Source organism: Alkalicella caledoniensis, from assembly GCF_014467015.1.
In the GTDB taxonomy this organism is placed as follows: Bacteria; Bacillota; Proteinivoracia; order Proteinivoracales; family Proteinivoracaceae; genus Alkalicella; species Alkalicella caledoniensis.
The window spans coordinates 63,708-85,038 of sequence record NZ_CP058559.1 but is presented as its reverse complement, the minus strand read 5'-3'; the positions used below and the strand labels follow the sequence as shown (position 1 = coordinate 85,038).

Below are 21,331 nucleotides of genomic sequence, written 5' to 3'. Positions count from 1 at the left end.
AGGTAAAGAACAATCATTAATAGGAAGGAGGGCGGTAATGCCATGAAAGTAATGAGCGTTGATATTGAGACATTTTCAGATATTGACCTTGGTAAGTGTGGCGTTTACCGCTACACCGACAGCCCTAATTTTGACATACTACTCTTTGCTTACAGCATAGACTGTGAGCCAGTTAAACTTATTGATCTAGCCAGTGGGGATAGCCTTAGCACAGAGATTTTGGATGCACTTCAGAACCCAAAGGTTATCAAGACCGCATTTAATGCCAACTTTGAGAGAGTAGCCCTTATGAGGTATTTAACAAAGAAACTTGGTAAAGAAATCTACCTTGACCCATCTTCGTGGAGATGCAGTGAGGTTCAGGCAGCAATGCTTGGACTTCCTCTCCACCTGGAGGGGGTAGCAAAAGTACTAAACCTAAAAGAACAGAAGATGACAGAAGGAAAAGCACTGATTCGATACTTCTGTCTACCGTGTAAACCCACTGCAGCCAATGGGGGAAGGGAAAGAAACCTGCCATCAGATGCACCGGAGAAATGGGAGCTATTTAAACAGTACAACATCCGAGATGTTGAAGTGGAACTGGCTATAAGAGAAAGGATTAAAGACTACCCTATACGGGAAACTGAACAAGCCCTTTATGAATTGGATCAGCGCATCAACGACCGAGGCTTTGAGGTAGATATGGATTTTGTGATGCAGGCCATTTCCTGTGACAGGCAGTTTACTGTAGTAGCAACAGAAAAGGCCTATGAATTAACGGGTCTAGAAAATCCAAACTCTGTAGCTCAGCTAAAGACCTGGCTATCAGAACGTGGAGTAGAAGTGGAAAGTTTATCAAAAAAGAATGTCAAGGAGCTGGTGGATGAAACAGAGGGAGAGGTAGAAGAAGCGCTTAAACTAAGGCTTCTTATGGCAAAGACCAGTGTTAAAAAATATGAAGCCATCGAGAGAGCTGTATGTTCTGATGGAAGAGTTCATGGACTGCTACAGTTTTATGGAGCCAATAGAACAGGAAGATGGGCAGGGCGCTTAGTTCAGGTGCAAAATCTACCACAGAATCACTTACCTGACTTAAAGCTTGCCAGAGATCTGGTGAAGGAAGGCCGATTTGAAGATATCGATCTACTCTTTGGAAACACACCAGGAGTCTTATCAGAGCTCATTAGAACCGCCTTTGTCCCCAAAAAAGACCATCGTTTTATCGTAGCTGACTTCTCAGCCATAGAAGCAAGAGTCATCTCTTGGCTTGCTGGGGAGAAGTGGCGCATAGAGGTATTCGCCTCTCACGGGAAAATCTACGAAGCTTCTGCCTCCATGATGTTTCATGTGCCCATTGAGGAAGTCAAAAAAGGCAGTCCCTTAAGACAAAAGGGGAAGGTTTCAGAGCTTGCTTGTGGTTATGGTGGAGGAGTAGGTGCATTGAAATCTATGGGAGCTTTAGAGATGGGAGTTGAAGAATACGAACTTCAAGGATTAATTGACAACTGGAGAAATGCTAATCCAAGAATTGTTCAGTTTTGGTGGGACATTGATAGGGCAGCCATCACAGCCGTCAAAGAAAGAACAAAAACCCGAACCCATGGGATCTTGTTTAACTGTAAAAGCGGCATGCTCTTTGTGACATTGCCATCAGGCCGGGATCTGGTTTATGTGAAACCAAAGCTTGCCCTTAATAAATTTGGTCGTGAAGGTCTGACCTATGAAGGCATTGGTACTACAAGAAAGTGGGAACGGATAGAAACCTATGGACCCAAAATTGTAGAGAATATCGTACAGGCAACAGCCAGAGATATTTTAGCTCATGCATTGCTAAGGCTTGATGAAGCAGGATTTAAGATTGTCGCTCATGTCCATGATGAGGTGATTTGTGAAGTTCCAAATGGAAAATCATCGGTTGAGAAAGTCTGTGAAATCATGGGAATTGCACCAGCATGGGCGAAAGGGCTACCACTAGCAGCTGATGGCTATGAATGTGATTTCTACCAGAAAGATTAGTACCAAGGAAGTCCAATTCCTGATAAAGACAAGTTGAAGTAAAGGAGGACGCCATGAAATTTATTATATCAACCGGCAATAGCCGTAAAGATAAAGTTTGGAAAGAAAAGACCGTCTCATGGGAAGAGTTTACAAAAAAGCTCTCCCAGACTACGGTTACCAGCGAAACTCAGGAAGAGTATCGCAAGATGAAAAAGTACCAGCAAGACAACATCAAAGATGTAGGGGGATTTGTAGCTGGAAAGCTTAAGGACGGAAGACGGAGAAAGGAAAGTATCATCCACAGGTCTATGCTAACCCTAGATATGGACCATGGAAAGGACGCAGTAGAGATTGCAGAAAATATTGAGCTTCTCTATGGATATACCTGCTGTATTTACTCCACCCATAAACACACAAAGGAAAAGCCAAGGCTCAGACTGATCATTCCATTAGCAAGACCAGTCAGTGCAGATGAGTATCAGGCTATCAGTAGAAAAATTGCAAAGGAAATTGATATCGAGGTCTTCGATGACACCACCTATGAACCCAATCGTTTAATGTACTGGCCCAGCACATCATCTGATGGAGAATACTTTTTTAGAATTATTGAAGGGGATTTATTAAATCCTGATACTATTTTGGAGCTGTATGAGAACTGGCAGGACTCTTCAAGTTGGCCAGTATCATCAAGGGAGACAACACTACTTCAAAAGCTGATGCAAAAACAAGCAGATCCATTAAAGAAGGATGGTATGATCGGAGCATTTTGCAGGGCTTATTCATTAGAAGAAGCGATTGAAGTGTATTTATCCGAAGTTTACACACCCAGTGTGATGCCGGAGCGCTATGACTACATTCCAGCGGATTCTACTGCAGGTGTGGTAATTTACAACAATCGCTATGCTTATTCCCATCATGCTACAGACCCTGCCTGCGGTAAACTGTGTAACGCATTTGATTTAGTTCGGATCCATAAGTTTGGGGAGCTTGATGAAGATGCTGATGAGAAAAAACAACTACCATCCTTTAAGGCCATGCAAGAGTTCTGTACCCAGGATGAAAGGGTGAGGGCCCAGCTGGCAAAAGAGCGAGAGGAAGAGTTAAGAGAAGAATTTAATGGAGAGCCAAAGGGTGAAAGGGAAGGTCAAGAAACTGAAACAGATGAGAGTGAGGATGACCTATCTTGGCAGCTGTCACTGGATCTTAATAAAAACGGAAGTGTAAAAGATACACCCACCAACATCTTAACCATCATGCGCTTTGACCCAAGACTTCAAGGCATCGCATATAACCAGATGAAGCACCTGATGGATGTCAATGGAAAGTTACCATGGGAGCAGGTGAAGGACGGTTGGAACGATGCGGACCTTGCCAATCTACGGATGTATTTTGACAGACACTACGGCATCTGGTCTCCATCAAAGATTAAAGATGCACTACTGACCGCTGCATCCGAGCGGGTGTTTCACCCTATCAAGGATTACCTAAACCAGCTACCTGTTTGGGACGGAAATGAGAGAGTGGATAGGCTTCTGATCGACTATCTAGGTGCAGAAGATAACAAATACACAAGGGCTGTTATGAGAAAGACTTTAGTGGCAGCGGTAGCAAGAATTTATGAGCCGGGTACAAAGTTTGACTACATCTTAGTTTTAAATGGACCCCAGGGAATTGGGAAATCCACCTTCTTCGCAAAGCTAGGCGGTGCATGGTTTTCTGACAGTTTAACAGTATCGGATATGAGAGATAAAGCAGGTGCAGAAAAGCTACAAGGTTACTGGATATTAGAGCTAGGAGAGCTGGCAGGTCTTAGAAAGATAGATGTAGAGACGGTTAAGTCTTTTATTACCAGAACAGATGATAAGTTTAGACACAGTTATGGTGTGAATGTAGAGAACCATCCAAGACAGTGCATTATTGTGGGAAGCACCAATAACATCAGCGGTTTCTTAAGAGACATCACAGGTAATAGAAGATTCTGGCCGGTAAGGGTAAGTGGTGGTAAAAAAAGTGTCTGGAATATACAAGACGTGGATCAGATTTGGGCAGAGGCTCTTGCTAGATATAAAGACGGTGAAGACATGATACTAAAAGGCGATGAAGAACTCATGGCCCTTGAAGAACAAAGAGATGCAATGGAAGCCGATGACAGAGAAGGTTTAATTAGAGATTACCTGGATACCTTGCTTCCTGAAAACTGGGATAACATGGATCTTTATGAACGAAGAAGCTTTTTAGCAGGGCAGAGTGAATTTGGATCAGAGATGCCGGTAGGGAAAAAAAGAAGAGACAAAGTCTGCGTCCATGAGATTTGGTGTGAGTGTCTTGGAAAGGATAAGACTAACTTAAGACGTCAGGATTCATATGAAATCATCGGTGTTCTGATGCGAATCGGCAGCTGGGAAAGTTACACCGGAAACAAGCAAGGTCAAACTAGGTTTCCTTTATACGGTAATCAAAAGACCTTCTGTCGGGTGCGTAATGGAGAGGAAGATTTAATTACAAGAGAACAGGGGTCAAATGACAGTGACTTGTAACGGGCGTAATGAGAAAAAAGATAATTACAATTTTTAATTACAGCCAAAAAGTCTGTAATCACAAGGGGTTAAGAGCTATTTGTAATTATGTAATTAAGAATAACCAATAGAGTAAGAAGTAAGTAATTAATACTAATAATGACCTAATTACGCTGGTATACGCGCGTAAGAGTTTTTAACCCCTTAATTACAGAGATAATTACAGACTTAATTACAAAGAAAAAAATCGTGGAAAGTAATCGACCTTTTAAGATGGAGGGTGGCGATAAATGATGACGGAAAAAGAACTGGAGCTGATGCTCGTAAAAGAAGTGAAAAGAAGGGGTGGTAGAGCTTTTAAGTTTATCTCCCCTGGAATAAATGGTGTGCCTGACCGGCTGGTGCTCATGCCTTTTGGAAAGATAGGATTTGTTGAAGTGAAGGCTCCTGGCAAGAAGATGAGGCCCAATCAGATAAAGCGAAAAGATGAGCTGGAGTCGCTAGGGTTTTTGGTGTATTGCTTAGATAGCCCGGAAGATATAGGAGGTGTGGTGGATGGGATTGCAGGAAGCCAGAGAAGTTTACAAACCCCATGAATACCAGGTCCACTGCACCCAGTTCATTTTGGAGAATCCATCGGCAGGGTTATTCCTGGATATGGGACTTGGAAAGAGTGTTATAACACTGACGGCATTAGTAGATCTACTTCATGACCGGTTTGAAGTATCGAAGGTACTGGTGATTGCACCTCTTCGAGTGGCCAGCACTACTTGGCTGGATGAAGTAAGAAAATGGGATCATCTAAAGGGATTAACGATATCGAAGGTCCTCGGTAATCAGAAGGAGCGAACTATGGCCCTTTATAAAAAGGCAGATATCTATACCATCAACAGAGAAAATGTTCCTTGGCTTGTAGACTTATATAAAAATGACTGGCCCTTTGATATGGTCATCATTGATGAGCTTTCGAGTTTTAAGTCTCCTTCAGCCAAGCGGTTCAAAGCACTTAAGAAAGTTAGGCATAAGATCAAAAGGATTGTTGGGCTGACTGGAACCCCAGCTCCCAATGGGCTATTAGATATTTGGAGTCAGATTTATCTTTTAGATTGTGGGGAGAGACTTGGAGGGACTTTTAGCGGTTATCGAGGACGATACTTCCACCCACAAAAGTACATCAATGGAGGCATCCCAACAGACTATGCCTTAAACGATGATGCGGAAGATAAAATCTATAATAAGATTTCTGATATCTGTATTAGTATGAAAGCTCTTGAGTATTTGAAAATGCCGGAAATTATATTTAACAAAATTGAAGTAGAGCTCTCAGATAAAGAGATGAGCCTTTATCGAAAGCTAGAAAGAGATCTACTGTTACCTTTAGAGGAAAGTGATGTGGATGCTGCCAATGCAGCAGTCCTTTCAAATAAGCTCCTGCAAATGTCAGGCGGCGCTGTCTATGACGAGTACGGTGATGTGCAGCACATCCATGATCGTAAGCTGGATGCGCTAGAGGATTTAATCGAAGCGGCCAATGGCAAGCCAGTCCTCATTTACTATGGCTTCAGACATGAAAGGGATCGCATTAGAAAGCGTTTTGAAGCTGAAGAGATTAATACCTCAGGAGACATTGCCAAATGGAATCGGGGAGAAATGACGATTGCCCTTTGCCATCCAGCTTCTGCTGGACATGGACTGAATCTTCAATCGGGAGGTTGCACTATCATCTGGTTTGGTGTTACCTGGAGCCTTGAGCTATACCAACAGGCCAATGCCAGACTGTGGCGCCAAGGGCAAAGGCATACGGTCATCATCAACCATATTTTAACCAAGCTGACTATCGATGAAAGAGTCATGCAGGCTCTCGATAATAAAGAGACTGGCCAGAAAGCTTTGATTGAAGCAGTGAAGGTCAGAATGAAACTCAATAAGAATGGAGGAGAAAGCAAATGAGTGTAAATAAATTTAATGCTGAAGGTTATCATGACCCAACGGTTTATGAAGCCTTTACAAATATAGAAAAAGAAGAAAAGGTTAAGAGGAAGAAAAAGATCGTGTTTATCTGCAGTCCCTTTGCAGGGGATATAGAAGGGAACATTCTAAAGGCAAGAAGGTACGGGAGATTTGCAGCTACTCAAAATGCAGTACCAATTATTACCCATCTTATGTACCCACAGTTCCTCGAGGAAGGAGATCCAAAGGAAAGACAGCTAGGAATTGATATGGGTCTGGTGCTACTTGGTAAATGCCATGAAGTTTGGGTCTTTGGAGATAGAGTATCACCTGGCATGGCTGTAGAGATAAAGAAAGCTAAAAGATGGAACATTCCAATTAGATATTTTTCAAATGAATGTAAGGAAAGAGAGGGAGAAAAGTGATGATGGAAAAAGAATGCTTTGCTTATAAAAACGGTAGATGTAAGGCTTTAAAAGTTAAAAAGTGTGAAGGGACAAGTTGTGGGTTCTTTAAAACGAAAGCACAGATATTAGAAGACCAAGAGCGTGTATTTAAAAGAATCAAGTCTCTTGATCCTGCAACCCAAAGAAATATAATGGAGATTTATTACGGAGGGAAGATGGGTTTGTTAGATGATGTGGAGGTGGGCTAATGAATGCAAAGGAATATTTATCTCAAGCAATCTGGCTAGACCAGATGATAGATAGCAAACTTGAACAATTAGCAACTTTAAAAAGTCTTTCAATGAAAGTTACAACAAGCTTTACTCAGGAAAAGATCTCTGGTGGTAGCTTTGAAAAAAGTAGAATGGAAAATACCATCGTGAAAGTCATTGACTTAGAGCATGAAATCAATGCTGACATTGACAGGCTTGTGGAACTAAAAAAAGATATTCAAGAAACCATAAATAAGATTGATGACCTTAATTATCAGCTCTTGTTAGAGATGAGATATCTGTGCGGGAAAAACTGGGAGGAGATTGCTTTGGCTATGGGCTATGATAGAAGCACCGTATTTCGAATCCATGGGAAGGCGATAAAAGAAGTTAAGAAGATAAAAGATGCGACTAAATGCGACTGAAAGCGACTATGGATGTGTGTTATAGTATATGGTGTAAAGGTATAGAAAATCCTAGAACACCATATGCTGTAGCATACGCCTACGTTATATCGATTCGAATCTTAGGAAACGCAGCATTCTTGGATCAAGGCTCTGGTTAATGAACTGGAGCTTTTTCTATACCTTTTTTAAGAATGATATTTGGAGGTGAACTTGATGCCCTGGAAACCAAAGAGCATTTGTAACTATCCTGGGTGTCAAACCTTAACCCATGATAGATACTGCGAAGGACATAAAAAAGAAATGACTAGAAAACAAAACGAGAAAAGCTCAAAGCTTTATACCTATCAGTGGAGAAAAGCCAGTAAAGATTTCTTAAGAAGGCATCCCCTGTGTACTCACTGCGAAAGAACTGGTAGAATTACTCCTGCAACAGAAGTGGACCACATTAAACCCCATGGAGGAGACGGGACACTGTTTTGGGACAAAAGAAACTGGCAGCCACTTTGTAAAAGTTGTCATTCAAAGAAGACTGCCAAAGAAGATGGTGGTTTTGGCAACAGTCCAGGAAAAAGACGGGGGTAGGGGGTCTAAATCTCTACAGCCTTGTGTTTCCAACAACGTGCGGGGGTCTTCTGTGAAAAATCGCAAAAATCACAAGGGGGGTATATCAGGGATTTTAGCCTAAGTATCGGCTGAGGGCGTTTCCCATGAAACAGGCATGGTTACAAGCTTTAAAAGGAATAGTAAATAGATGAACTAGATCATAAATTTAAGTAAATATAACACTGAAAAATGACTATATAGATAGCATTTTCAGCAGTTTTTAGCCTGATGACAGTGGTCACGGGCTTTTTTAATGCAAAGAAACGGAGGGATAAAAGTGAATCAAGACATGAATATAAGAAAAGTGGCAGTATCTAAAATTAACCCGGCTAAATACAATCCAAGAAAAGATTTAAAGCCAGGGGATCCAGCCTATGAAAAATTAAAGCGGTCCATGACGGAGTTTGGTTATGTGGAGCCGATCATCTGGAATGAGGAAACGGGAAACATTGTAGGTGGTCACCAACGCTATAAGATTCTTTTAGAGGAAGGCCATGATGAAGTGGAATGTGTGGTGGTCAAGCTATCCTCTGAAAGAGAAAAAGCACTTAATGTGGCCCTAAATAAAGTAACAGGCGACTGGGAGTTTGAGGCTTTAGCAGACCTTATAAAAGATTTAGAAGCACAGGACTTTGATGTTACCTTAACTGGATTTGATGCTGCAGAAATTGAAGACCTCTTTAGCCAGGTTCATGATAAGGATGCAAAAGATGATGACTATGATGTGAATAAGGCCTTAGAAGAAGCTGCCTTTGTAAAGCCAGGAGACATTTGGCTTCTTGGAAGACACCGCCTTATGTGTGGAGATGCTACAAAGGCTGAAGATGTTGCTACATTGATGGATGGGAAAAAAGCAAACCTTGTGGTGACAGACCCGCCATATAACGTGGACTTTGAAAGTGCCAGCGGTCTTAAGATTCAAAATGATAAACAGGACAATGATACTTTTTATGCCTTTTTACTATCAGCATTTAAAAATATGGCAGAGCATACAGCACCCGGAGGTTCCATCTATGTATTTCATGCAGATACAGAAGGGCTTAACTTTAGAAAAGCTTTTATAGAGGCTGGGTTTCATCTTAGTGGTGTGTGTATTTGGAAAAAGAACTCACTGGTCCTTGGCCGCAGTCCATATAACTGGATCCATGAACCGATTCTCTTTGGCTGGCTAAGAGGCGGGAAACATAGATGGTTTACTGGAAGGGCAGAAACCACCGTATGGAATTACGATAAACCAAAGAAAAATGGAGAACATCCAACGATGAAGCCGATTCCACTACTTTGCTACCCTATAAAGAATTCATCTCAGGTTAATGGCATTGTCCTTGATATTTTTGGGGGCAGCGGTTCAACCTTAATTGCCTGTGAGCAGGTGGATAGAATTTGTAACACCCTAGAGCTTGATCCTAAATACGCCACTGTTATCGTTAAAAGGTTCATTCTCCAAGTCGGGACTGATAAGGATGTATATGTCCTTCGTGATGGTGAAAAGGTTCATATTAGTGATGTTGAGAAACCTTCTGAGAATGAAGATGTATAAATAAAATACAGTGTTTTCCTCAAATATAACTTGCTATATAAGTTGGTGTGAGTGATATATGTACATGACCAAAGAAACACACCAAAACAAGGAAGGGGAAAATACCATGGAAAATAAAGATTTTTTAAAGAGCAACCTAGGAATTGAAATTGAAATGACAGGAATCACTAGAAGAAAAGCAGCCAAAATTGTAGCAGAGCATTTAGGGGGAACCATTGAAGAACTTAATGACTACTACAAAACTTTTAGAATAACAGCACCAGATGGACGCAAATGGAAAATCATGTATGACGGAAGCATCAACACCCAAAAGAAAGTAGGGGGCGAGAAGGTTTCCGCTTCAAAAGAATACAGCGTAGAGCTTGTAAGCCCGATCTTAACCTACGAAAACGACATAGAAAGCCTTCAAGAGATGATAAGAAAGCTTAGAAAAGCAGGGGCCTTTTCAGGGCAGCAAAACTGCACCGGAATTCACATCCACCTTGACGGCAGAGACCACACCCCAAGATCCATCAGAAATTTTATGAACATCATTTACTCAAGAAACGACCTTTTATACGAAGCCCTACAGATAGAACGCCGCAGAATGCAGTATTGCAAAAAGATGGACCAGAGCCTAGTGGAGAGAATGAACAAGAAAAAGCCAACTACCATGAAGCAGATTGAGGACATTTGGTACCAAGGCTACAGCGACAGAAGAGAAAGACACTACCACCAAAGCAGATACCATTTTCTAAACCTTCATAGCCTTTTCAACGGAGTGGGAACAGTTGAACTTAGGGGATTTAACAACCCAAACCTTCACGCAGGAAAGATAAGAAGCTACGTGGTCCTTGCCCTAGCCATGAACCACCAGGCCCTTACCCAAAAGAGTGCCAGCAGCAAGAAGCCACAGATTGAAAACCCTAAGTTTTCCATGAGAACCTGGCTAAACCGAATCGGGTTTATCGGAGACGACTTCAAAAACTGCAGAGAGCACCTTTGCAAACACCTAGATGGAAGTGCAGCCTGGAGATTTCGCACAGCCGCATAGATAAACAAAAAGCGGCGCCCTTAAAGCCACCGAGCGGGAAACCGCTCTTTAGGTGGTAGAAGGGTTTCCATCTTAAGTATAAAGCCCACACAGGGGAAGCTAAGGGGAAGAAAAGGCCCTTTGAGAAAGGATGGAGTGTATATGAAAGTGGAAAAAAGATTAAATGCAGCCTATGGGTCAAATCTAAACTTGGAGCAAATGGCCATGAGATGCCCTACTGCTAAGGTTTATGGAAAAGGTTATTTAAAAGGCTACAGGCTACTCTTTAAAGGTAGAGAGGGCAGTGCCTATTGCACCATTGAAAAGAAACGTGGGGGCAAGGTTCCAGTACTCATTTGGGAGCTTCAGCCGGAAGACGAAAAGGCTCTAGACTATTACGAAGGCTACCCAAGATTTTATGAAAAGGAAGATGTGAAAGTAACCTTGGAAGACGGAACAACCCCTCAGGTCATGGTGTACATTATGACGGACAAGATTATTGATAGGATCCATCTTAACATTCCAAGTAGGAGCTATCTTGAAACGGTAAAAGAAGGATATGAAGCTGCAGGGTTTGATTTAAAGTTTATTGACGATGCTTTAGCCATTAGTGAAAAAGCCATTATGAAGCACCCACCAAAGTATTTATAGCCCTAAAAAAAGAATCATCATTTCTCAAGATTGTACTTGCTATTATGTAGATTTCGAGTGATTAATGGTAGTACCCAAAGCAAAGAAATCTTAAGGAGATCAGAGAAATGATGATTAAGAAAAAAGACAGATTTGAAACCAGGAGTGGAAAGGCATATGAGATCGCAGGAAGATGGGGAAAAGATTTTATCTTATCACCCATTAAAGAAAGCGATGATGAATGCCTGATTTACACACCTTCAGAGATGGAGGAATTTTTAGAAACAGGGCATTTCAAAAAAGTGGGAGGCGTGAAATAATGAGAGCGTTATTTGGAAGAAAGGTTTGTGATTTAAAGGAACTGAGGGAGCTTACCCATCAAGCCATTAAAGATGGACAAAATGGGCAGCCCTACACCATTACCAGAGAAGTAATTTTAAAGGACGAAGAATTTAGGAACTTTGCAGAAGACTTTTTTAAGGACCAAGATTGGATTACTGCGGAAGATGGCGGAGTCAATCAAGAAGGTGAGGTCAGATGCATTAGGGTAGTCAACATCGACACCGGCGAGAAGGTTCTGGTAAATACAGAAGGGTACTCTTACCCGCGTTACACCGGTCTTGAAATATAGTAACGCTTAAAGAAGGGCATAGAGCCCTTTTTTAGATAGTGCATCAAAATATCAGATTAACGATTCGAGAGTGGATATTTAGGTGCTTTATATTTTCACAAATGACTTGCTATATCCTGTGTTTAGAGTGATTAATGTAAGTACCAAAAACGCAGGGAGGTATGAAAATGGATAGAAAAGAGATGGCCAAAAGAATAGGAGCACACTTTGGGATTAAGCCAAAATACTTGAGTGTACCAAGCTTCGCCTATGAAATCAAAACAGCAACTGAAGTATACACAATCGATAGACACGGGGATATTACAAAAGCAGATGGGGAGACCATCACCATGGATGAAATTTTAAATCAGGCAGTAATAGAAGAATCTACTGAAAATCTAGAAGAAGCTAATGCAGGGGAAGAACCTAATACATGGGAAGAAGGGATAAATGAAGCAACAGCTCCTACCCTTGAGGAACTAGAGGGTGTAGAAATAAAACTTCCCATAGGGGACCACACAGCCACAAGCCTTAAGAACATCCTTAACATGCTTTACAGCAAGCAGCAATTAATCATGATGGCCTTTGAGACAGATGAACCTTTTATGGATGAGGATTTTGCAGAGGATTTAAATAAAGAAGAAGCCTTAGATTTAGAGGGACTTAAAAAGGTCACTCAAAGGCTAGGTGCTGAAAGATGCCCAGGACTTCAGATCAACTTTGAAGAGAAAACCTTGAGCTTTTACCTTTACGGATCAGACCTAAGCGATGAAAGGATATCCGCCTTTAAAGACTTAGTGGCCCTTATAGCTGAATACGCTAAAACACTGAACCGAGCATCCTTTAAGCAGGCTCAAGATGACAATCCGAAGTACGCCCTTAGAACTTGGCTTATACGAATTGGCATGAATGGACCGGAGTTTAAGGAAACCAGAAAGACCCTTTTAAAACATTTAGAGGGAAGTGGTGCATTTAGAAAGGTAGGTGCTTCAGATGAAACCCAAATGTAGACTGATAGGGGAAGACGGTAACATTTTTAATCTGATGGGGATTGCTGCAAGAACCCTTAAAAAAGCAGGGCAATCTGAAAAGGCAAAAGAGATGACTAGGCAGATTACAACTGAAGCCAAGAGCTATGATGAAGCCTTGCAGGTACTGATGGAATATGTGGATGTAGAATAGGAGGGTGAAAATGGATAAATTTTTTAGTCAGAAACATTGTGACCGGTGCAAGGGAAGCCTAAAAGGTGGACGGATTATGTCCATGTTTAGTGAAGACGTACTTTGTATGAGCTGTAAGGATAAGGAAACCAAGGACCCTGAATACAAAAAAGCTGTAGAAGCAGATAATGAAGAAATAAAGAAAGGGAACTTCAATTATAAAGGTATCCGTGGAAAATAACGCAAACAAAAACTAAAAGATGAATGAAGACCTCCGGGTCTTTTTTCTTTGGAGAAAATGAAGGGGGTGAAAGTTATGGCAGGTAGAGGAAGGCCACCAAAGCCTACAGCTATTAAGGAGCTAGAAGGTAATCCTGGAAAAAGACCACTGAATAAAAACGAACCAAAGCCTAAGCAAGGAGCGCCAAAATGCCCGTCATGGCTGGAGCCAGATGCTAAAAAGGAATGGAGAAGATTATCAAAGGAGCTTGAAGCCATGGGGCTACTGACTCAAGTAGATATGGCAGCCTTTGCTGGGTATTGTCAGGCCTATGCCAGATGGAAAGAGGCAGAGGAATTTATATCAAAGCATGGATCCATTTTAAAGACTGCTTCAGGTTATATTCAGCAGATTCCCCAGGTATCTATTGCCCAGCAAAATCTAAAACAGATGCGAAACTTCTGCTCGGAACTTGGGCTAAGTCCATCGGCAAGAAGCAGGCTCAATATTAATAATTCTGGAAACGTCATCGAAGGGGATGCCATGGAAGACTTACTTTTCAATGTACCAAAGGCAGAGGATCTTTTAAACAAGAAGGATGATGATTAAAGCTAAAAAAGGAGGGAGGCCAGATGCCATTTAGTGAAGCCCATGCAAATCACGCCATTAATTTTATAGAACAACTTAAGCTGACCAAAGGCAAATGGGCTGGTCAGCCTTTTAAATTATTACCTTGGGAGAAGGATCTGGTAAGGCGTCTATTTGGAACTTTAAGAGAAGATGGAACAAGGCAATACCGTACCGCTTATGTAGAGATAGGCAAGAAAAATGGGAAAAGTGAACTCGGCGCAGCCATTGCCCTTTATATGTTATGTGCCGACGGAGAGCCAAATGCTGAAGTATATGTGGCTGCCTGTGATCGACAGCAGGCCAGTATTATCTTTAATACCAGTATGAACTTTGTGGAAGGGAATAGAACCCTATCAAAAGTGACCAATCTTGTCAGGTCAACTAAGAGAATCACCTATCCAAAGACGGGAAGCTTTTATCAAGTTTTAAGTTCTGATGTTAAATCAAAATCCGGTATCAATGCTTCCTGTGTTATTCTCGATGAGATTTGGACCTATCCTAATCCAGACCTTGCAAAGATGCTAACTACCGGTTCAGGAGATGCTAGAACCCAGCCTCTCTTTTTATATCTCACAACAGCCGGGAATAAACTCTCTGGCTATGGATGGGAGATGCACCAAAAGGCAAAGGATATTCTAGATTGTAAAAGGGTGGACCCTACTTTCCTATCAATTATTTATGGACTGGAAGACGATGCAGATATTTCAGATGAAAACAACTGGTATAAAGCCAACCCTAGTCTTGGCCATACCATTCAAATAGAAAGAGTAAGAGAACATTATAACCAAGTAAAAGATGACCCAGCAGATTTAGCCCTATTTAAACAGCTCCGTTTAAACATGTGGCTTAAGCAGGAAATCAAGTGGATGCCTATGGATAAATGGGACCTTTGTAATTATCCAGTGGATCCGGAAGAACTAAAGGGCAGGGTTTGTTATGGAGGACTGGATTTATCTTCTACCACAGATATTACAGCCTTTGTTTTAGTGTTTCCACCAGATGACGAAGAGGATAAATATCAGATTATCCCTTTCTTTTGGCTACCAGAAGAGACCCTACATCAAAGGGTAAAAAAGGATGCAGTTCCCTATGATATCTGGCATAGACAGGGACTGCTTCAACTGACAGAAGGTAATGTGGTTCATTATGGATTTATTGAAAAGTTTATTGAAAGGCTAGGGGAAAAATATAATATCAGGGAAATCGTCTATGACAGATGGGGAGCAACACAAATGAGTCAAAACCTAGAAGGAATGGGCTTTACAGTAGTGCCTTTTGGTCAGGGATTTAAGGATATGTCCCCACCAACAAAGGACTTAATGAGATTAACATTAAGTGGACAAATTGCCCATGGCGGTCATCCAGTTTTAAGATGGATGGCAGATAATATTGTGGTCAGGACAGACCCAGCTGGAAATATCAAGGTGGATAAGGAAAAATCCTCAGAAAAAATCGATGGTATAGTGGCCCTGATTATGGCCCTTGCTAGAGCGCAGTTTAATCCATCAGGAGATGACTCGGTTTATGATGAAAGAGATTTAATTATATTTGGTTAGAAATGATGAAGGGAGTGAATAACATTTGAAAATACCCGTATTATCAAAACTATTTAGGTCGAGGGCAGACCCTAAAAACAACATGTGGCAAAGCGCCTACCAGTTTTTCTTTGGTCCTACATCAAGCGGAAAAGTGGTCAATGAAAAAAGTGCCATGCAAACTACAGCTGTCTATGCCTGTGTAAGGATTTTATCAGAGACCATTGCATCCCTTCCCCTACACACCTATCAAAAAACAGATAAGGGAAAGGAAAAAGCTGTAGACCACCCGCTATATCATTTGCTCCATGATGAGCCGAATCCAGAGATGACTTCATTTGTGTTTAGAGAAACACTGATGGGTCATCTTTTACTTTGGGGAAATGCCTATGCTCAGGTGATTCGTGATGGTAGGGGAAAAGTTATGGCCCTTTATCCCCTAATGCCTGACAAGATGACGGTCCACCGAAGTGAAGGGGGAGAGCTTTACTATAGCTACTCTAAAGAAGGGCAGGAACATATTCTTAGAAGTTTCGAAATCCTCCACATTCCAGGACTAGGTTTTGACGGACTTTTAGGACACTCGCCCATCGCTATGGCAAAGAATGCTATCGGTATGGCCATAGCCACTGAAGAATATGGAGCTAATTTTTTTAATAACGGAGCTAATCCCGGTGGGGTGTTAGAGCATCCAGGAATCCTAAAGGATCCTGAAAGGGTTAGAAAAAGCTGGAACAGTGTCTATGCCGGAAGTGGCAATGCCCATAAAGTAGCTGTTTTAGAGGAAGGCATGAGCTTTAAGCCGATTGGAATACCGCCGGAGCAGGCACAGTTTTTACAGACGAGGAAGTTTCAGCTTAATGAAATTGCCCGTATTTTTAGAGTACCACCTCATATGATTGGAGATCTTGAGAAATCCAGTTTTTCAAATATAGAGCAGCAGAGTTTAGAGTTTGTGAAATACACATTAACACCATGGCTTTCTCGCTGGGAGATGGCCATGAAAAAATCCCTGTTATCTCCTTCTGAAAAGAAGGATTACTTTATAAAGCACAATGTAGAAGGACTTCTTCGTGGAGACTACAAGACAAGAATGGAAGGCTACAGCATTGGTATTCAAAATGGCTTCTTAAGCCCTAACGATGTCAGGGAGCTAGAAGATTTAAATACCATTGAACACGGTGATGTTTATGCTGTAAACGGTAATATGCTAAAACTTGAAGACATCGGCGCTTATGCGAAGAAGGATGTAAATAATGATGAGGAAGGAGGGAAAGCCTAGATGAAATTTTGGAACTGGGTGAAAAACGAAGAGGGGAGAACACTTTATCTCGATGGATATATCGCCCAAGAAAGCTGGTGGGATGATGAAGTGTCTCCTAGGGAATTTAAAGCAGAGCTTGAAGAAGCAGATGATGATATCACCCTTTGGATTAACTCGCCAGGTGGCGATGTATTTGCGGCATCACAGATTTATACCATGCTTAAGGAATACAAAGGCAAGGTCACTGTAAAAATCGATGGCATTGCAGCCAGCGCCGCATCAGTTATTGCTATGGCTGGGGATAAGGTGTACATGTCTCCCACGGCCATGCTAATGATCCACAACCCATCCACAATTGTGTGGGGAGAAGCGTCGGACATGAAGCGTGGTATCGAGATACTTTCAGAAGTAAAAGAAGGGATTATCAATGCCTATGAAACCAAAACAGGGCTACTTAGAAACAAGATATCCCAAATGATGGACAGGGAAACCTGGATGAGTGCTGGAAAAGCCTTAGAGCTTAAGTTTTGTGATGAAGTCTTGTATCAAGAGTCAGTAGCTTCTGAAAATGTTACTGCAAGCTTTATCTTTGACAAAGTGACAGTAACCAATAACTTCTTAGGGAAATTCCAAAGGGTAAAACCTATGCAAAGTAAGGAGTCAAAGGAAACTGAGCCAACAGAAAAGGGAACTGAGTACAAACATTTAGCCAAAAGGCTAGAACTTTTAAAATAGGAGGAATGGATCATGAATAGAATTTTAGAATTACGTGAAAAAAGAGCTAAGGTGTGGGAAGATGCGAAGGCATTTCTCGATGAAAAGCGTGGCAAAGATGGTCTGATTGCACCAGAGGATGAAGCAGTCTATGAAAAGATGGAAGCAGAGGTAGTGGCCCTTGGAAAAGAAGTGGAAAGACTTGAAAGGCAAGCTGCACTTGATTTAGAACTTTCAAGGGCAACAAGTAACCCTATTGCATCGAACCCTATGAATCCAGATGAGCCGGAAAGAAAAGGTAAAGGATCGAAGGAATACAAAAATGCCTTCTGGAATGCCATGAGAAGTAAAGGGAGCTTTGGGGCAGAAAATGCCCTTCGTATTGGCCAGGATTCAGAAGGGGGCTATCTTGTTCCCGATGAGTTTGAAGCCATCTTAATTCAGGCTCTAAACGATGCCAATATTATGAGAACTCTTGCTAAGGTCATCACCACATCCTATGGAGACAGACAGATCCCAGTAGTGTCTTCTAAGGGAACAGCTTCATGGATTGAAGAAGGTGGAGCCTTTACTGAAAGTGACGATACCTTCAGTCAGGTGATTTTAGGTGCCCATAAACTTGGAACCATTATCAAGATTTCAGAGGAGCTTTTAAATGACAGTGTCTTTAATCTTGAGAACTATATTGCCACAGAGTTTGCCCGACGTATTGGTGCAGCTGAAGAGGAAGCCTTTATTAAAGGGAATGGAACCAATAAGCCAACGGGAGTTCTGGGTTCCGCCCAAGTTGGAGTGACAAGTGTTGTGGCAGATGCCATTACCTTTGATGAGGTGATTGACCTTTGGCATTCACTAAGGGAACCTTATAGAAAAAATGCCACATGGTTACTCAATGATAGTACTGCTAAGGCCATCAGAAAGCTTAAGGATGACAACGGGCAATATATCTGGCAGCCATCTGTACAGGTGGGAGTGCCGGATAAGATTTTAAATAATCCGGTGAAAACTTCAACCTTTATGCCAGAGATTGCTGCAGGAGAAAAAGCCCTAGCCTTTGGAGATTACTCCTACTACTGGATTGCAGATAGACAGGGTAGAAGTTTCCAAAGATTAAGTGAACTTTATGCTGCAAGTGGTCAAGTAGGCTTTAGGGCTTACCAAAGAGTAGATGGAAAACTAATCCTTCCTGAAGCGGTGAAGGTACTGACCATGAAGTCTGCATAGAAAAATTAATTATTAGAATACCCCAAGACTTTTAAAGAGAGGTCTTTTTTTATGCCTCTCTTTAAGGGTTTTAAAGAAAGTGGAGGTGAGATGGGTGAAAGTAAAATTAAAGACATCCCTTTCAGGCTTAGACTTTAGTTATAAAAAAGGTGAAGAAGTAGAGCTGGAAGATAAAAAAGCAAAAGAATGGATTGAAGCTGGTGTGGCTACAGAAGTAAAAGGAAAAGAACAGCCAAAGAAAGCCAGCACTACGAAGCCTAAAACCGATGGGTAGGTGAGAAGATGCTAGAACTTGATGAAGTTAAATTATATTTAAGGATCGATGGAGATGAAGAAGATTCCCTTATTACATCTTTGATAGAAGCATCAGTAGAACTTTGTGAAGGGATTCTAAGATACCCTTTAACAGATTTTGAAGAGGTTCCAGAGCTTGTGAAAAATGCAGTCCTATTTTCCATAGCTTCAATGTATGAAAAAAGAGAAGGAGAAGGCTTCAAAACTACCCTTGATGTCATCAAAAGACTTCTTAGTCCTTACAGAAAAGAAAGCTGGTGACGCTATGGAGATTGGAGAATTAAGACATAGGATTACCTTTCAAAAGAAAAATGTTACCGTGAATGAAAATGGATTTGAAATAGAAACCTGGGAGGATGTAAAGACAGTATGGGCAGCAGCAAGCCATCTTCATGGTAGAGAATTTTACGAAGCGGCCCAGGTGCAGGCAGAGCATACGGTTAAGTTTACCATTCGGTATGTAAAAGGGATTGAGCCTTCAATGGTGATTTTGTTTAACGATAAAAGATACAATATCATTGCCATCGATAATATCAAATACAAAAATAAGTGGATTGAAATTCGTGGCCAGGAGGTGATGCCTAGTGGCTAAGATGGAACTTGAAGGAGTTGAAGAGCTTTTATCAGAACTTCAAAAGTTAGGTGATCAGAGTAAAAGGGTGGAGAATAAAGCCTTAAGAGAAGCCGGCAGTGTGGTGGAAGATGCCATAAAAAATGAAGCGCCTGTCCGCTCAGGAACCCTTAAGAAAAGCATTAAAACATCTGGTGTGAAAACCAAAGATGGGATGAAGCATGTAGAAGTAGGTCCGGGAAATGATGGCTTTTATGGCAAGTTTATAGAATTTGGAACGGTCCACATTAAGGCTAATCCCTTTATGGGTAGAGGCTATGAAAAATCCAAAAATGAAGCCATGAATAAGATATCAGAAGAGATTAGAAAGGGGCTGGGGCTATGAGTTTAAATAAAGATATTCTGATGGCCCTTAGTCCTTTAAATATTCCAGTAGCTTTTCAAACCTATAGCGGAAAAGCAGAAACCTACATCACCTTCTTTACTTATCTGGAAAAGGCAGAGCTTCATGCAGATGATGAAGAGGAAATCGGTGGCCAGTATATTCAGATAGACTTGTGGTCTAAAGAAGACTATACGGATTTAGTAAAACAAGTACACGAGCAGATGAAAGAAGCAGGATTTATTAAACTGAATTTTTATGACCTTTATGAAAAGGATACAAAGGTGTATCACAAAGTGATGCGCTATCGAAGGGAGGAAAAGTAAATGGCTCAAGTAGGACTTAAAGATTTACACTATGCTATTTTAGAAGAAGATACAAACGAAGGTGTCCTTTATGGTGAGATTAAGCCTTTAGCAGGCGCCATGAACGCCACCATTAACCCTACAGTCAATACCCAGGAACTTTATGCAGATGATCAGCTGTGGGAATCGGTATCGGCTCTTGGAAAGATTGATGTGGAAATTGAAACTGCAGACCTTCAGCTTAAGACCAGGGCAGAGCTTACAGGAAGTGAAGTAAAGGATGGGGTTTTAATTGAAAAGGCGTCTGACAAACCACCTCATGTGGCCCTTGGATTTAGAAGTCAAAAGTCAAGTGGGAAGTATAGATACATCTGGCTATTAAAAGGTGTGGCCCAGCCCATGGCAGAGGATTATTCCACAAAAAAGGATAATGTGGAGCATAAGACGCCGCAGCTAAAATTTGTCTTTATGCCAAGGGCTTATGATGGAGAGTGGAAAAGAACTGCCGATGAAGGTACACCAGAGTTTATAGGAGCTGATAGCTGGTTTGAAAAAGTACCAGGTGATGCACTGGAAGAGGAAAATGGTGAAGGATTAGAAGATTAGATGGGAGGTTAAAAGATGCAGATTACACTTAAAATAAAGGGGAAAGATAAAACCTTTATCACTGATTTTATTTCAGCGAGAATGGTGAGACGAACCATTGAAGTGTCAAAGGGCATTAACTTTAATGACATGGCTCCAGAGGAACTGGATCAAATGGTAGGGTTTATTGTAGAACTGTTTTCTCATCAGTTTACCATTGACGATGTCTATGATGGGCTACCTTCAAAAGAGCTGATACCCACCATGATGAATTGTATTAATGAAGTGGTAGGGGAAATGGGAGAAGCCACAGCGGGTGATGAAAAAAACGAATAGAGGGGAACTTCATGGATCCCCAGGAGTTTATTGATCAGTTTTATCTGGTTCTCTTAAACAAAGGCTGGAAGCTTCATGAAATTGATGAGATGGATATGATCTACTATTTAAAGCTTCTTAAAAGAAAGATTTCCACGGAACAAACCTATATTGATGAGATTTTATAACACCTAAAATGGGTGTTTTTTTATTGCCCATGTTAAC

30 protein-coding genes are annotated in these 21,331 nt (G+C 41.4%); all 30 read left to right on the top strand.

What is annotated here, in order from left to right; genetic code table 11:
• Positions 1-42: 42 nt before the first annotated feature.
• The 30 genes from HYG86_RS00455 (at position 43) to HYG86_RS00310 (ending at position 21,294) form a co-directional block, all read left to right on the top strand.
• Complete coding sequence (locus HYG86_RS00455) at positions 43-1,998, top strand: DNA polymerase (RefSeq protein WP_213167026.1); 1,956 nt, start codon at positions 43-45, stop codon at positions 1,996-1,998.
• Between the two features lie 53 nt (positions 1,999-2,051).
• Positions 2,052-4,517, top strand: a complete 2,466-nt coding sequence (locus tag HYG86_RS00450) for a virulence-associated E family protein (protein WP_213167025.1) — start codon at positions 2,052-2,054, stop codon at positions 4,515-4,517.
• A 269-nt stretch (positions 4,518-4,786) separates the two neighbouring features.
• Positions 4,787-5,092: a VRR-NUC domain-containing protein gene (locus HYG86_RS00445; RefSeq protein ID WP_425489232.1), complete on the top strand. Its 306-nt coding sequence runs from the start codon at positions 4,787-4,789 to the stop codon at positions 5,090-5,092.
• Entirely contained in the window at positions 5,052-6,446 is a 1,395-nt protein-coding gene (locus HYG86_RS00440; RefSeq protein WP_213167024.1) for an SNF2-related protein, read from the top strand. The genes HYG86_RS00445 and HYG86_RS00440 overlap by 41 nt, the downstream gene beginning before the upstream one ends.
• Positions 6,443-6,871 carry a DUF7768 domain-containing protein gene (locus tag HYG86_RS00435; protein ID WP_213167023.1) on the top strand — a complete coding sequence of 143 codons (429 nt, stop codon included), beginning with the start codon at positions 6,443-6,445 and terminating at the stop codon, positions 6,869-6,871. Before HYG86_RS00440 ends, HYG86_RS00435 begins: the two co-directional genes overlap by 4 nt.
• On the top strand, positions 6,871-7,101 hold the full coding sequence (locus HYG86_RS00430; RefSeq protein ID WP_246451844.1) for a hypothetical protein: 231 nt from the start codon (positions 6,871-6,873) through the stop codon (positions 7,099-7,101). The genes HYG86_RS00435 and HYG86_RS00430 overlap by 1 nt, the downstream gene beginning before the upstream one ends.
• Positions 7,101-7,529, top strand: a complete 429-nt coding sequence (locus HYG86_RS00425; RefSeq protein WP_213167022.1) for a DUF1492 domain-containing protein — start codon at positions 7,101-7,103, stop codon at positions 7,527-7,529. The genes HYG86_RS00430 and HYG86_RS00425 overlap by 1 nt, the downstream gene beginning before the upstream one ends.
• Complete coding sequence (locus HYG86_RS00420; RefSeq protein WP_213167021.1) at positions 7,520-7,669, top strand: hypothetical protein; 150 nt, start codon at positions 7,520-7,522, stop codon at positions 7,667-7,669. Before HYG86_RS00425 ends, HYG86_RS00420 begins: the two co-directional genes overlap by 10 nt.
• Before the next feature lie 55 nt (positions 7,670-7,724).
• A complete protein-coding gene (locus tag HYG86_RS00415) occupies positions 7,725-8,093 on the top strand; it encodes an HNH endonuclease (RefSeq protein WP_213167020.1) in 369 nt (122 codons plus the stop codon).
• Between the two features lie 310 nt (positions 8,094-8,403).
• Positions 8,404-9,654 (top strand): site-specific DNA-methyltransferase, encoded by a 1,251-nt coding sequence (locus tag HYG86_RS00410; RefSeq protein WP_213169024.1) that lies wholly within the window; start codon positions 8,404-8,406, stop codon positions 9,652-9,654.
• Positions 9,655-9,760: 106 nt separating this feature from the next.
• Positions 9,761-10,687: an amidoligase family protein gene (locus tag HYG86_RS00405; RefSeq protein WP_213167019.1), complete on the top strand. Its 927-nt coding sequence runs from the start codon at positions 9,761-9,763 to the stop codon at positions 10,685-10,687.
• A 141-nt stretch (positions 10,688-10,828) separates the two neighbouring features.
• Positions 10,829-11,317, top strand: coding sequence for a gamma-glutamylcyclotransferase family protein (locus tag HYG86_RS00400; RefSeq protein ID WP_213167018.1), 489 nt, complete (start codon positions 10,829-10,831; stop codon positions 11,315-11,317).
• A 107-nt stretch (positions 11,318-11,424) separates the two neighbouring features.
• Complete coding sequence (locus tag HYG86_RS00395; protein ID WP_213167017.1) at positions 11,425-11,616, top strand: hypothetical protein; 192 nt, start codon at positions 11,425-11,427, stop codon at positions 11,614-11,616.
• Complete coding sequence (locus tag HYG86_RS00390) at positions 11,616-11,927, top strand: hypothetical protein (RefSeq protein ID WP_213167016.1); 312 nt, start codon at positions 11,616-11,618, stop codon at positions 11,925-11,927. Before HYG86_RS00395 ends, HYG86_RS00390 begins: the two co-directional genes overlap by 1 nt.
• A 167-nt stretch (positions 11,928-12,094) precedes the next feature.
• Positions 12,095-12,916, top strand: a complete 822-nt coding sequence (locus HYG86_RS00385; RefSeq protein ID WP_213167015.1) for a hypothetical protein — start codon at positions 12,095-12,097, stop codon at positions 12,914-12,916.
• A complete protein-coding gene (locus HYG86_RS00380) occupies positions 12,900-13,088 on the top strand; it encodes a hypothetical protein (RefSeq protein WP_213167014.1) in 189 nt (62 codons plus the stop codon). Before HYG86_RS00385 ends, HYG86_RS00380 begins: the two co-directional genes overlap by 17 nt.
• A 10-nt stretch (positions 13,089-13,098) precedes the next feature.
• Complete coding sequence (locus HYG86_RS00375; RefSeq protein ID WP_213167013.1) at positions 13,099-13,308, top strand: gamma-glutamylcyclotransferase; 210 nt, start codon at positions 13,099-13,101, stop codon at positions 13,306-13,308.
• 75 nt (positions 13,309-13,383) lie between these two features.
• On the top strand, positions 13,384-13,896 hold the full coding sequence (locus HYG86_RS00370; protein WP_213167012.1) for a phage terminase small subunit P27 family: 513 nt from the start codon (positions 13,384-13,386) through the stop codon (positions 13,894-13,896).
• Positions 13,897-13,919: 23 nt separating this feature from the next.
• A complete protein-coding gene (locus HYG86_RS00365) occupies positions 13,920-15,473 on the top strand; it encodes a terminase large subunit (protein ID WP_213167011.1) in 1,554 nt (517 codons plus the stop codon).
• 25 nt (positions 15,474-15,498) lie between these two features.
• Entirely contained in the window at positions 15,499-16,734 is a 1,236-nt protein-coding gene (locus HYG86_RS00360; protein ID WP_484477033.1) for a phage portal protein, read from the top strand.
• On the top strand, positions 16,735-17,451 hold the full coding sequence (locus HYG86_RS00355) for a head maturation protease, ClpP-related (RefSeq protein WP_213167010.1): 717 nt from the start codon (positions 16,735-16,737) through the stop codon (positions 17,449-17,451).
• Positions 17,452-17,463: 12 nt separating this feature from the next.
• The gene (locus HYG86_RS00350; RefSeq protein ID WP_213167009.1) at positions 17,464-18,654 is read left to right on the top strand and encodes a phage major capsid protein; all 1,191 of its coding nucleotides are present in this window, start codon (positions 17,464-17,466) and stop codon (positions 18,652-18,654) included.
• 94 nt (positions 18,655-18,748) lie between these two features.
• Positions 18,749-18,928: a hypothetical protein gene (locus HYG86_RS00345; RefSeq protein WP_213167008.1), complete on the top strand. Its 180-nt coding sequence runs from the start codon at positions 18,749-18,751 to the stop codon at positions 18,926-18,928.
• Between the two features lie 8 nt (positions 18,929-18,936).
• Positions 18,937-19,209, top strand: coding sequence for a head-tail connector protein (locus HYG86_RS00340; RefSeq protein ID WP_213167007.1), 273 nt, complete (start codon positions 18,937-18,939; stop codon positions 19,207-19,209).
• A complete protein-coding gene (locus tag HYG86_RS00335) occupies positions 19,163-19,540 on the top strand; it encodes a phage head closure protein (protein ID WP_484477032.1) in 378 nt (125 codons plus the stop codon). The genes HYG86_RS00340 and HYG86_RS00335 overlap by 47 nt, the downstream gene beginning before the upstream one ends.
• Before the next feature lies 1 nt (position 19,541).
• Positions 19,542-19,904, top strand: a complete 363-nt coding sequence (locus HYG86_RS00330; protein WP_246451995.1) for an HK97-gp10 family putative phage morphogenesis protein — start codon at positions 19,542-19,544, stop codon at positions 19,902-19,904.
• On the top strand, positions 19,901-20,227 hold the full coding sequence (locus HYG86_RS00325; RefSeq protein ID WP_213167005.1) for a hypothetical protein: 327 nt from the start codon (positions 19,901-19,903) through the stop codon (positions 20,225-20,227). Before HYG86_RS00330 ends, HYG86_RS00325 begins: the two co-directional genes overlap by 4 nt.
• Positions 20,228-20,812, top strand: coding sequence for a major tail protein (locus HYG86_RS00320; protein ID WP_213167004.1), 585 nt, complete (start codon positions 20,228-20,230; stop codon positions 20,810-20,812).
• 15 nt (positions 20,813-20,827) lie between these two features.
• Positions 20,828-21,127, top strand: coding sequence for a phage tail assembly chaperone G (gene gpG / locus HYG86_RS00315; RefSeq protein ID WP_213167003.1), 300 nt, complete (start codon positions 20,828-20,830; stop codon positions 21,125-21,127).
• An 11-nt stretch (positions 21,128-21,138) separates the two neighbouring features.
• Positions 21,139-21,294, top strand: coding sequence for a hypothetical protein (locus HYG86_RS00310; protein WP_213167002.1), 156 nt, complete (start codon positions 21,139-21,141; stop codon positions 21,292-21,294).
• Positions 21,295-21,331 lie beyond the last annotated feature (37 nt).